The 11,217-nt window shown below is 40.0% G+C and carries 12 protein-coding genes; 1 reads left to right on the top strand and 11 read right to left on the bottom strand.

The window, feature by feature from the left end:
- Nucleotides 1–55: 55 nt before the first annotated feature.
- The 8 genes from IQ244_RS29165 to IQ244_RS29130 form a co-directional block, all read right to left on the bottom strand.
- Entirely contained in the window at nucleotides 56–919 is an 864-nt protein-coding gene (locus IQ244_RS29165; RefSeq protein ID WP_228059224.1) for a hypothetical protein, read from the bottom strand.
- Between the two features lie 59 nt (nucleotides 920–978).
- Complete coding sequence (locus IQ244_RS29160; RefSeq protein ID WP_193900177.1) at nucleotides 979–2,148, bottom strand: TrbI/VirB10 family protein; 1,170 nt, start codon at nucleotides 2,146–2,148, stop codon at nucleotides 979–981.
- 48 nt (nucleotides 2,149–2,196) lie between these two features.
- Nucleotides 2,197–3,015, bottom strand: a complete 819-nt coding sequence (locus tag IQ244_RS29155; RefSeq protein WP_193900176.1) for a hypothetical protein — start codon at nucleotides 3,013–3,015, stop codon at nucleotides 2,197–2,199.
- Nucleotides 2,954–3,499, bottom strand: a complete 546-nt coding sequence (locus IQ244_RS29150) for a hypothetical protein (RefSeq protein ID WP_193900175.1) — start codon at nucleotides 3,497–3,499, stop codon at nucleotides 2,954–2,956. Before IQ244_RS29150 ends, IQ244_RS29155 begins: the two co-directional genes overlap by 62 nt.
- Nucleotides 3,496–6,237 carry a helicase HerA domain-containing protein gene (locus tag IQ244_RS29145; protein ID WP_193900174.1) on the bottom strand — a complete coding sequence of 914 codons (2,742 nt, stop codon included), beginning with the start codon at nucleotides 6,235–6,237 and terminating at the stop codon, nucleotides 3,496–3,498. The genes IQ244_RS29150 and IQ244_RS29145 overlap by 4 nt, the downstream gene beginning before the upstream one ends.
- Nucleotides 6,234–6,554 (bottom strand): hypothetical protein, encoded by a 321-nt coding sequence (locus IQ244_RS29140; protein ID WP_193900173.1) that lies wholly within the window; start codon nucleotides 6,552–6,554, stop codon nucleotides 6,234–6,236. Before IQ244_RS29140 ends, IQ244_RS29145 begins: the two co-directional genes overlap by 4 nt.
- The gene (locus IQ244_RS29135) at nucleotides 6,551–6,964 is read right to left on the bottom strand and encodes a hypothetical protein (protein ID WP_228059223.1); all 414 of its coding nucleotides are present in this window, start codon (nucleotides 6,962–6,964) and stop codon (nucleotides 6,551–6,553) included. The genes IQ244_RS29140 and IQ244_RS29135 overlap by 4 nt, the downstream gene beginning before the upstream one ends.
- A gap of 105 nt (nucleotides 6,965–7,069) precedes the next feature.
- Nucleotides 7,070–7,390, bottom strand: a complete 321-nt coding sequence (locus tag IQ244_RS29130; RefSeq protein WP_193900172.1) for a hypothetical protein — start codon at nucleotides 7,388–7,390, stop codon at nucleotides 7,070–7,072.
- Between the two features lie 503 nt (nucleotides 7,391–7,893).
- Here IQ244_RS29130 and IQ244_RS29125 point away from each other — a divergent pair.
- Entirely contained in the window at nucleotides 7,894–8,295 is a 402-nt protein-coding gene (locus IQ244_RS29125) for a hypothetical protein (RefSeq protein ID WP_193900171.1), read from the top strand.
- Nucleotides 8,296–8,524: 229 nt separating this feature from the next.
- On the opposite strand, the gene IQ244_RS29120 is transcribed toward IQ244_RS29125, so the two are convergent.
- The 3 genes from IQ244_RS29120 to IQ244_RS29110 are packed head-to-tail and all read right to left on the bottom strand — an operon-like array spanning nucleotide 8,525 to nucleotide 10,683.
- Nucleotides 8,525–9,199, bottom strand: coding sequence for a hypothetical protein (locus IQ244_RS29120; protein ID WP_193900170.1), 675 nt, complete (start codon nucleotides 9,197–9,199; stop codon nucleotides 8,525–8,527).
- A complete protein-coding gene (locus IQ244_RS29115; RefSeq protein ID WP_193900169.1) occupies nucleotides 9,196–9,660 on the bottom strand; it encodes a hypothetical protein in 465 nt (154 codons plus the stop codon). Before IQ244_RS29115 ends, IQ244_RS29120 begins: the two co-directional genes overlap by 4 nt.
- Nucleotides 9,661–9,663: 3 nt before the next feature.
- Nucleotides 9,664–10,683 carry a tyrosine-type recombinase/integrase gene (locus tag IQ244_RS29110; protein WP_193900191.1) on the bottom strand — a complete coding sequence of 340 codons (1,020 nt, stop codon included), beginning with the start codon at nucleotides 10,681–10,683 and terminating at the stop codon, nucleotides 9,664–9,666.
- Nucleotides 10,684–11,217 lie beyond the last annotated feature (534 nt).

Here is an 11,217-nt window from a genome sequence, read left to right as displayed (position 1 = left end):
GAGAAATTCAATAACAGGCATCCAGTCAGAATTATTGATAAGTGTTTAAGATGGATCATGAAGTTTTTCCCCATTCAATCAGTTGATTAAACACCCCAGGAGAAATCCCCGATTTAGAAACCGCTTCTTCTCGGCTCTTACCCTGTCGCAACAACTTAATTGCATCTTGAACTTTCTTCCAGATAGTAGAACCAGACTTAATCTGACCATTACGATGCGCTATGACTAGACCAGCCACAACAGCATTCGCATCATCTCTTTGCACTGAACCAGTTGCAACTAATGGTTTAGTAATCGTAGGAGTAACAGATTCAGTCACAGCTATCTCTGGAGTTGTTGTTTGATCTGCGTTCCCCTCTGGAGTTGCCGCAGGCATCGCTGTTTGAGCAACATCGGAAATAACGGTTTCAGTAACAACAAGTTTAGGAGTGACAGAACCGACTTTTTGCTGTTGATTAATTGGTTTAGTCAGTGGTCTATTAACTAAAAGGGTTGCTGGTCTTTCTGAATCTGGTTTAATCACAAGACTGGTATAACTTGGTTGACCAGCAGCCGGGATTAGCTTGAATTGATACTGCTTTTGTCCATCAGCCCCACTTGTGAGGATAGTAATTTGGGTGCTACCATCCCTACTTGATGTTAAATGAGGAAAATTAATTGGTTGAATTTGCCTCAAGAATAAAACTGTTGCCCCTCCATCACATTCTTGGTTGGCATCTTTGGTGCATAAATTTCCATTGGAAGTAAAGCCAATTCGACTTGGATCTCCAATCCAGACCTGCTTAATAGTTTCGCCTGTAGGAATAAAATTAATAGTTACGCCATAACCTTTCCAAATTCGTAACTCCACACTATTTGATTGAATATCTTGTGAGTAAATTGTCCTGCTAGGAATCGCCAAGACTTGACCAGCATTCATCAAAATAATAGATCCTATGCTTAAAAGCCAGAATTTCCCCTGTTCCCTCTGAATATATTTCATAAGCTAAATGTTTCATTAACAAATACCTGTACTTCTTTTCCTGCCTCAATTACAAACACTTCATCTTCTGATTGCAGTCGCTGATTCTGCCGTTGATTATTTGTCTGAATTCCTCGAACCATTTCACCTAAAGTTCCTTCAGTAAAACCAGCCAGTAAATCCTTATTATCATTTGTAATTGTGCTTGATGAAAAGCCATTAGAATTAGTAGAAACTTGGCTATTAGGGCGATTTTGAATTTCCGCAGCTTTGGCAATTCCATTCAAAACTGCTGAAAAAATTGTTCTGCTTAAATCACTGCCTTTACGGGATTGAGCTTTTAAAAGCTGGCCATTTTTGGCTAATATGAAAATCGAGCTTTCAGGAATACTTTTTTCTTCTGTATTCCCGTTATTATTCACCAGTGCTGTAACCGCTTGCAATTGAACGTATTCTGACTGACTGGCTCCACGAATTTGAGCCACAATATAAGACCCTTTCGGCAATACTTCACTGCCAGTCGAGGTTTTTAATGGCTTAGATAATTGAATCAAATAATTTTGATTTAATTGATTTTGATTACTCCTACTCCAAACAATTGGCGTTTCTAATCTACCTTCTGTACGAGTACCCACTAAAACACGCGCTTGACCATAATCAGGATTTTCGGTTTTTTTGGTTTGTTTATCTTTGTCCGAGACTGCTAAAGATACGGGTTTTGGTTGTCCAAGTCCCCCCTCTATCCCTTCTGCACCCTCAACATTGAGAGTAACTCCATTCTTAGTTATCGACAAAACAGTACTATTTAAGTTAACTGTCACATTTCTCAATGCTAATGTTGAATTAGCTAACATTGCCCCGTTATTAGAGAGGAGCAAAATCACTAGAAGTGGAAAAACCATCTCACTAACAACGTTAGACGAAAAGCCTTGATCACTAATCTGTCTATACCAACCTAGTGACCAAAATGCGACCAAAACTACAGCAATTAGCATCGATACTGATACAACTGCTAAATAAACTGGGCTTTGACCTGCTGCGAAATCTAGCCAATCTTGCTTAAACGCATTGACAATCAACTCTGAGCCATTTTCAGCACCTTCAACAATTTCTCTAGCAGCAGTTACTCCTGTATTATGTCCTGGTTGTTGACCACTTGATTGAGCCAAGATAAAAGGTATTAACATTTTTAAAAAGACTGCTGAATTCTGTATTTTGACGAATTTATTCTAAGATTATTGATTTTTCCAAAAAGCATCTAAAGCAGCCCCAGCACGTAGCATTTCTCTTGATGCGGCTGTTGATTCTGCCTGTTTTTTCTTCTCCTCAACACTCATTTGTCCAGATATATCAGCCAGATTCATGTTTGACGTTGCTAGAAGTTGTGTTTGTCTTTGGGATTCGCCATGAGTAGCTCTTGCAAGCATGGCTGTTTGTAGATTCTGAATAGCCATTTTTTTGAGAATATCTTGGGTGATAACATCTTTCTGAGCAGTTTCAGCTTGTTCTAAAGAATCTGTTACAGCAGTATTAGAAATTTCTGCCTCTTCAGCTTGATTTTTCTGTCCATCAATCCCCAAAACTGCTTGAGATTGTGCGCGAGTGTATGCTTGATGTACATCTATTTCGGCATTCTCTCCTTGAACTTCTGGAGGAGTATCAATTAAATCTGGATCTTCTTGATCCGAAACAGCATCTTTAACGCCATCACCAGTTTTATATGGGTCTTTCTGCCCATCTTTGATGGCTTTATCAACGGCTTTTCCTATTTCAGTGTTGATATTTTCCCATTTGATGCTGAACTTTTTCACGTCGAGATCAATATATTTCCGTGCTGTTGTTAAATATTCTTGACCTTTTATATACAAATCTAATGTTTTTTCTAGAAACGTCTTTTCGATCTTCTTTACTGGGTTAGGTACATCAACATCCGATTCACCAGTATCAACTACAACAGCATTGGGATCTGATGTTTGGGCTTTTACTGGAAAATTAATTAAGGAGATTTGGGAAGCCAAGAGGGTCATCAATATCGCTTGTTTGATAGGTTGCATACAAATTCTCCAAAGGTACTGTAAAGGGCATTTTTGAACAGTCAGAGGAAACCAAAGCTTCTTTTTTCGTAACGTCTACAGATATGGCTGTTACCATCAATGGTTGTGGCGGGGAATCATGAACAATTGACAGGCTCTTAAAAAATGGACTGTTATAATTTTCCACATCAGGAGGGATTAAATAGTCTGGTTTTGTTTTAAGAAGTACATAGCCTGCACCTTTTGTAAAAGAAGATGTCAACCCTGGTTGTCTTAAACCTTTCCTAACTACATTGTTGTACTTTAAAAGCTTAAGACTAGTGCTGTAGTTGACGGATATCTTTGCTTGAGACAAATCAACTTCGCATTCTCTCTCTCTGTTAGCAACAAACTTCTGATATTTCTCTTGGTTATATTTCCAAACTTGAAAACTCCCTATTGATAAAACTCCTGCTAATATTGCTAACAAGATTTTGTTTTGAATAAGTGTGGATAGACTTTTCATAATGGCTTGCCTCTTTGTATGCAATCAACGTAATACTTAGAAAATTCTGCTACCCATTCAAACTTATTTTTGTAACGTTCTTTAAACAGATCCCGTGTCGCTTGTTCTTCCCTGCTGTTGGCGACTAAAGCCAGCAAGGGATAGGACGGATAATAGCGACATCTGATATATTTGTTGTTATAGTCCAGCAGCCATAACGTGTATAGCTGTTGAACGTTGGGAGTGAAGGTTTCGTTTTTATCAATGATTTCTCTAGGGATGCCCAGCAAATCCGAAAAACTACCAGATGCTCCTGGAACAATTCGCCCAATCAGTCTCAGAGGCATATTTTGTAATATCTGCTCTCCGGCTTCTGATTTGGCAATCGAGATTACATCCTGGGCTGCAAGGATAATCCGACATCCAGATTTCCGGGCAGTCGCGCATTTACGTCCCACCAGCCGAGATAACGCCGGGAAACGTAGGAGTACGCTGGCTTCATCCATGAAAAACACGCTATTGGGTGAAGATAAGGATTGGCGAGAAGCTGCGATGTAAGCCGACATCCCAAACACCTCTGCATCTTTACCTGATTGCAAGTTAGTCAGCGCAAAGGTGATCAGCTTGCTGTCAGTTTCAAAAGTTGAAGGTTTACAAATTGCGTCCCCGATGGAACTAGCTTGCCAATATTGAAGCCGTAAGCGAATATAGTTCAGCGCTTTATCGACATTCTCATCCTCATACCCTAAATCAATGCAGTCTGCCGAGAAAAACTGCTCCAGATCAACTAGAGTCGGTGTGTTCGCCCAGGCTGCTGAACCTAACCCTTCTGTTTTGGCCGACTCAAAACGGCGTTGAATTTCTGGATGATCGTAAAATGCCTTTGTTCCCAACGGAATTAACGATTCAATTGTTTGAGCTAAGAACCCATCAAACTGTTGTGAACCTAAAACCAACTGCAAGACTATGAGATTGACATCGTTCCGGTGGGCTTTTACTCTATCTTCTCTTTGCTCTAATGGAATTTTTGATAAATCTAATGGTTGAACAAGATTGTTCGATTGCTTGGAAATGTCAAAGTAAAAACCATTGTAGTACGGTGTGAAATCTCCAAACGTACCTGAGCCATCATCGTTAGGCAAATCAATCATTAAAACTGACATATCCAATGCCAAACACTCAGCAATAATAGATGAGACTAAAACTGATTTCCCACTTCCCGTTGTCCCAATCACCATCATGTTTTTGGTTCTGGACAAATCAATCTTGACACTTGAGTGTCCCTCATCGGAGATTAACTCAAATCCCTGGGTGTCAGCAGAGGCTGTCTGCACCGCCGGAGTCAAGCCAATCACTTCACTGGCAAAAAATGATGTTCGCCTGTTATATGGACTTGTTAGTTGTGGTCTTTGCCTCAACAGCAAGGTTTCTAACCAAATCAGCCATGTATATTGCATCTCACGAGTTAATTCCGCAGGTTGATTTACATATCCTGAAATCAACCTGCAAGCATCGTCTATTTCTTCTGGTGTATCACGGTAAACCAAGACTATGAGTGCCACATTTTCTGGCACATCACCTGTATATAATTGCTTTTGAGCATTTACTGACCATTCAGTATTAATCTGTGATGCTACGTCGATGGTTTTTTTACTGGCACTCATCTGGGCATTTCGAGATCGCCTTGTGATTAGCTGCTGGGTTAACCTAACTATTTTCTGGTCAGCTGGGCTAATCTCTGCAATTATCTCAATATCATAAATAATCTCCCTGGCGAATATATTCCACAGAAATCGCACTTGCGCCGTTGTCGAGACAAACGCCTCTGGTTTTTGTGTGAGCGTTAACACTCCCACATATTTCTGACCATTTTTTGGCGTGGAGAGACATACCCATTTGCGATCTGCAAAGGGGATACCATTGTTTAGCAGCACCGAAGATATGTGAGGGACATCTAGGTAGTATCCTGGGTCTGGTACAGCTTCATGAAACTCCTCTAACAGATTCCCATCACTGAACACCAGAGTATGAGGGACTTTTACTGGTTTTGCTCCCACCTGAAATGATAAATCTTGCCACAATTCTTTTTCAGATTTCGGCGTTGGATTTAGACACATGGACGACAAGATTTGTTGATGTCTGAGTGAAACATTTATCGCTTTCTCCAGAACCTGCATCAAACTTTTCCTTGTCAGTTCTGTCCCTCCTGTCGGCGTAAATCTTCTTTGGAGAAAATTCGATAAGTTGACTATTGCCCGATCTACTGCATCTCCAGCTTCTGTTCCCCCTGGTTTTACAGTGAACGTTGCGTAAACGTTTAGGGCAATATTTTTTCGCTTTTTCTGTCTCGTTAATTGTTGGAGCCGAGATACACACCCCCAATCTAAAAACTCACTTTCATCATTTACTGGATTACTTAAACGATGGCGAAAATTCTCCATCACCTCCTCTTCATTGCAAAACGAACCCCAGCGAAATGTATAGCGTTCCCCTTGAGCGAATTCTTTACAACCATTCTCGAATGCTTGAGCGATCTGTTCTACTTGTTCATCTGAATTAAATAATGGGTGAATACCCCTACACCTATAACCAAATACTAGCTGCAAAGTATTGTTAGTATCACCTACTTGCTTTTTACTTAGCAAATAAGCCCCTATTGTATATCCTCCTTTCTTCAATCTCACTAAGGTAGTCAGGTCTAGCAAGTCTTCAAAAGGATTTAGTTTTTGGCTTTTAGTTTTACCTTTTTTTAATGTCATAACCCAACTTTTTTTGCCCCGGCTTTTCTCTTCTCTATCGGGGAAGAATACCTGATATACCCTCGTGTCCAAAATGGCACATTCGGGAAAATTCTCGACCAAAATAAATATGGTCTTTGACCCGATAAAATTATGGCTGTCACAGCGAACCAAATGCCAACTAGAATGCTCCATATCATTCCCACACCTAGTGGGAATGATAGGAAAAATCCTAATCCAAATGACAACATAGAAATCGCAAATTGGAATCCCGTAAATATTCCAATTTGGGCATTCTTTCCTAATGATTGATTCACCTGCTTGATTTCTTTCTTCATGTACAAGCTGCTGTCACATTCGCAAACAGAATATTTTGCGCGATGAACAATACCAATGTCACGAAAAATATTCCAATTGGCTGTTGTACTATTTGTGTTATTTCTTGCCCGTCTCCTAATGCGTTCACTACTTTTACACCAGAAGCGACAAAGTAGATAAAAAGAATCACTGTGATTGTGGCATTTATCACTGCTGGAAGCGCACTAATAGCTGCATTAGCAGTCCCAGAAGATGTACCTCCAAACATACACGTTAAGGCTATCTGTGCTGGGTCAAACAATCCGAATGCGTGGGCTGGCATTGCTTGTAATACCAGAATCAAAGCTGTGCCAACTGCATAAATATGATGCTGGTATTTCCGTCCTAATCTACCTAAAGCTCTTGCCAAAATTTGAGTATTAGATGCCAAGTTAATTCCTCCTTTTATCTATTGACTTTTTTTTAGTTCCAAAACTTAAGTAAGAATTTAGCACTCAGGAGTCAGAAGTCATAATTTAAACGCAATTCAGCATAACTAATTTATTTTTGAATTTTGAATTGACTCTCTTTTTGATGCCCTTTTTCTGAATTCTTCCTCTATCTCAGCCAAAGTATGTTCTCTGGCCAGCGAACGAATTTCTTGAAGTACCGGAATATGGTATTCGCGCAATTTCGCATACCCATTGATTCCACCAGTTTTGGGATGGGTGAACTTCTCAAAGTCTGGCTCGTATTTGCGAGCAATATTGATGTATTCCAGTAGTTGCCTAGCGGTAACTGCTGGAACCATTCTAGAAGCAACTTGCGGTCTTGTTAATTCTTCTTCATACCGACAAAATAAACCTCCTGCTTCCATTTGTTCCGCGAATCTCTTAGAGTTTACTGCATATAAAAATAACCCCTTTCAAGTTAGCAGGAAAGGGGCATTTGCCATGAACTAAAATTATTTATAAGTCAGAAGCAACTATTTTCTTTCCTTGACTTGACCATTTCTCATCTAGAAGACTGCAAGCCACAAGAACCACATTTTGAGGATTTCGATGTTTTTTTCCATCCCTACACCAGCAGCGCACTGTGTAATCACTTTCGTATCCGAGAACAGAAGCAAGTTGCTGATAGCTTAGTCCCCATTTTTTCTTAAACTCTATTGGGTGCATAGTATTTATTTAGATACTTGCATGATGAATTTATTTAATATTTATAACATATTTAGGTAGTTGATTTTGTTTTTTTTACACTTTTAAATATAGAACCAATTGAGTTTTTATTGATTTTAATTATTTAATAGATAATCTAGTTTTTTATTCATTGAAGTTAATTTGTATATAATAAATATTAATCCCTCATCATTAGTCAAAAATGTCAAACATAAATTCTAACTTTTCCCAATTTTTTCAACACCAAACTAATCAAGATGACGACAATCTAACATTATCAGCAAATAGACTAATTCCGACTAATGACCAAATCAAAGATTGGCTACAATCCCCTCAAATAAAGCAGTGGCTTACGAAAGTTCCAATGGGAATCACCAATAATTTGAAAATGGAAGCGATAAATACCATAATTTCTAGAGTTAGTGAAAACCCAAACAAAGACTGTCGGGTTCAGTTCGGTAGTACTGCGATTGGAGTTGATGTCTTGCGGTGGCAGTTGTGGGCATTTTATCAATTGCCTTATGCTAATGGAATTAAAGCTCCAGATTGTCCTTATACGCTAGAAAAACATTTGGCAAAAGATACGAGAACCTCTGAATTATAGAGGTTCTCTGTGCTTTCACAAAAAAAGGAATTCTTAACAAAAAGTATCCTGTTAAGAGTTCCGTAAAAGTTCAAATTAATTGGCAATTGTTAAGTAAGTCGGTGCAATAAAACCAAACTGTGTGAAGAAGCTCAAAAGCCAGCCTCACAACCTAAACCACAGCCACAACAGGAAAATTGCGATCGCCAAAACAAATCTCACCACAATTGCCATTCTGGCATAGCCTTAGTTAATTCTGAGCAGAATTTCCTAATACCCAAATATGTTTATTTTCATAAAAATCCCCTCGTTGCTCTAACGTAAAGCCACCCAGCAATAATCCCAGCCACACTTCCACCATTGGCATTTTCAACCCCTGTTGTAGTTTCGTTAACGTTATTTCTCTTTTGGTATGTGCAAGATATTTGGCGATCTCAGCAGTCCATTTTTGTACATCTTCATCCCCTGCCAGCCGATGAACATCTTCTACAGTCTCAATTTCTAGCATTGCCAAAACGTTCTCTTTGGTCACAGGAGCCGCTACTGAATCAATGCTAGTAGTAGGATAAGTGAAATGGTGTGACCCATGCGCTCTAAATATCTGCGGTGGTGGTTCTTCGATTAAGTCATCCAAATCCAGTTGCATCGTTGTTCTTACCAAACCAGCAAAGATATCAGTACTGATAACTGGCCCCTCTGTATCGTTCTGAGCCTTTACATCTTCTAGCAATAACCCAGCACGAGATAGGAGAATATCTGCTATTTGATAAAATGCTGCTGCTGCGGTTGATAACTGCGCTTCGGTTGGTAAATTTTCCAGTTGAGTGTCTAAGCATTCCCACACCGGAGCTAGTGATGCGGTGGGCGGAGCAACGGAAATTTCATCGAGTACATCCCAGATTGTTAATTGGCGATAGCTGGTCATGGTTCTGGATGCAAGGGGCAAGGTCGCACTGGACAGTGAGTTGGTACTATCTCGAACATTTCTTTGTACTGGTACAGCGTAACATTATATTCTGTTGCAAACGCCTGTAACACCTTATCCGTGTACGCCCGTATCTTACCCGCCGTCAGTCCAAAGCAGTGAATCGGCTCTAGACGACAGATTGGCTTTTGACCCAGCCATAATTCTGCACCCAAGGCGTGTAGGGGTTTATCTCCCGCTTCCTTGTAAAGATAAAGCACTGCATAATGTGTTGCTGGTGCTTCCACCTGTATACTTTCAATCCCAGAACTATCTTGTTTTCGACGACGGTAAAAGGAACGGCGATTATGGCAGACATTTGGATTCCAGCAGCCATCCCCATCTTTACCATGCAGTACCTTTGCTTTCGATGTTGGCATTTTGGCACATAGCTGACACTTGGGATCTAATGGTTTCGGCATACCCTACTCCACTTCTTCACCTATCGCCCGATAATACGCCGAGATCGCCGCTTCTTGTTCCGAGCGAAGTGTGTACCGTCTAAATGCCTTCTCACTTTGATGTCCTGTCAGCTTCCTTGCATGACTTGGGTCAACGCCCAACAATAATAAATCAGTGGCGTAGGTGTGCCGAAAGGAGTGGGGATGTAAATCTTCAATGAGAGCAAGTTCACCTATTTTTTCTACAGCAAAGTAAATTCCGTGATAACTTAAGCGTTCTCCTTTAAATGAGGCGTGATGTGAAATCATCAACGGAGTCAGACTGTTTAGTTCTTCACCCTGTTCGCTGCGCGATCGCAAATACTCAGTTAATACTTCTCGACTTTCTTTCTTCAGTGGCACTAAGCGAGGTTCATTCGTTTTTGTATCTGGCAAAAACAACAGCTTGCCATCATAAGACCCGACATTTAATTCGACAATTTCCCCCGCCCTCAACCCATGACAGAGTATGTGTACCAGTGCTGTATCTCTGGGCTTCGTTTCTCCTAACAACTCTAATGCCCCCCACACCCTCTCCATCTGTTCTGGGGTTAAACTTTGGGCTGGTGGTAACGGAATTTTTTCCAGTTTTATTCCCAGTGTCGGATTCGTAGCAATTATATCTGGGTACGTGTAACACATCCATTTAAAAAAACTTTTCAGCGCAGAAATCCCTGCATTGATGCTGCTTTTTGACAGCTTTTTACCTGTATCAGTCTGTACTTCGTCGCGGAGATATTCCTTATATAATGCCAAGTGACGTGGGCGTAGCTCATTGTAGTGCAGTTGCGTCCATCCCAAAAATCTCTTCAGTTCCCGTTCGTACAACTTCCGGCTATTTACCGACAGATTGTTGCTCCGTAAAAATTCTAATACCTTTACATGGCGAATATCTGTTGTTGGTCGCGCTGGCAATTTATGCGGCAACGCTTGTACTGTTTCACCATTCAACGGAATTAGCTTTATTGGTGGTAACTCACCTACTTGGGGGTTGTTCACAATCATCGGCGATCGCATCGCTGGAAATTTGATTGTCCAGTTTACAGCAAACTGGGGGAGAATACAAAATAATATACCATTATCTTTTCTCCGACAAAACATACGATAAAAGTGTACTTAAAAATACTCTTCTGTTAATTTGTATAAATTTATACTTTTATGTCAGTATTTAGAATCGGAGCGATCGCCTAACAATGAATCAAACCTTTGCATTAGCCTAGATTTTTTCCGTTTTCGTACAATGAATCCTAGATTTATCATCTGGTTTTGGCATAGATTTTTATCTATGCGTTGCTAGAAAAATCAATTCGCTATCTATACAATAGAGTGCAAGTAAGAAACTCAGTTAAGAAAAATTTGATAATTTCGCTCGATACCTTTGCCTATAAGATTTCTGTGACCCATTATTGTGCAACTTCCTTGCTCGGTCGCATCTCTTAAACATTCTGAGAAGACAGCTTCAACTTAAACACAAACTATGCTAATATCGCCAGAACTTGCTGCATCTTATTTAAGAGAGTTGTTTTATATCATATATCT

Source organism: Nostoc sp. LEGE 06077, from assembly GCF_015207705.1.
Lineage (GTDB): Bacteria > Cyanobacteriota > Cyanobacteriia > Cyanobacteriales > Nostocaceae > Nostoc_B.
This window is presented reverse-complemented; position numbering and strand designations above follow the sequence as displayed.

What these genes read in the sequence shown, in the direction of transcription:
- IQ244_RS29165 (WP_228059224.1), bottom strand. Translation starts at nt 919, where the DNA reads ATGAATGCTGGTCAAGTCTTGGCGATTCCTAGCAGGACAATTTACTCA.
- IQ244_RS29160 (WP_193900177.1), bottom strand. Translation starts at nt 2,148, where the DNA reads ATGTTAATACCTTTTATCTTGGCTCAATCAAGTGGTCAACAACCAGGA.
- IQ244_RS29155 (WP_193900176.1), bottom strand. Translation starts at nt 3,015, where the DNA reads ATGCAACCTATCAAACAAGCGATATTGATGACCCTCTTGGCTTCCCAA.
- IQ244_RS29150 (WP_193900175.1), bottom strand. Translation starts at nt 3,499, where the DNA reads ATGAAAAGTCTATCCACACTTATTCAAAACAAAATCTTGTTAGCAATA.
- IQ244_RS29145 (WP_193900174.1), bottom strand. Translation starts at nt 6,237, where the DNA reads ATGACATTAAAAAAAGGTAAAACTAAAAGCCAAAAACTAAATCCTTTT.
- IQ244_RS29140 (WP_193900173.1), bottom strand. Translation starts at nt 6,554, where the DNA reads ATGAAGAAAGAAATCAAGCAGGTGAATCAATCATTAGGAAAGAATGCC.
- IQ244_RS29130 (WP_193900172.1), bottom strand. Translation starts at nt 7,390, where the DNA reads ATGGAAGCAGGAGGTTTATTTTGTCGGTATGAAGAAGAATTAACAAGA.
- IQ244_RS29125 (WP_193900171.1), top strand. Translation starts at nt 7,894, where the DNA reads ATGTCAAACATAAATTCTAACTTTTCCCAATTTTTTCAACACCAAACT.
- IQ244_RS29120 (WP_193900170.1), bottom strand. Translation starts at nt 9,199, where the DNA reads ATGACCAGCTATCGCCAATTAACAATCTGGGATGTACTCGATGAAATT.
- IQ244_RS29115 (WP_193900169.1), bottom strand. Translation starts at nt 9,660, where the DNA reads ATGCCGAAACCATTAGATCCCAAGTGTCAGCTATGTGCCAAAATGCCA.
- IQ244_RS29110 (WP_193900191.1), bottom strand. Translation starts at nt 10,683, where the DNA reads ATGATTGTGAACAACCCCCAAGTAGGTGAGTTACCACCAATAAAGCTA.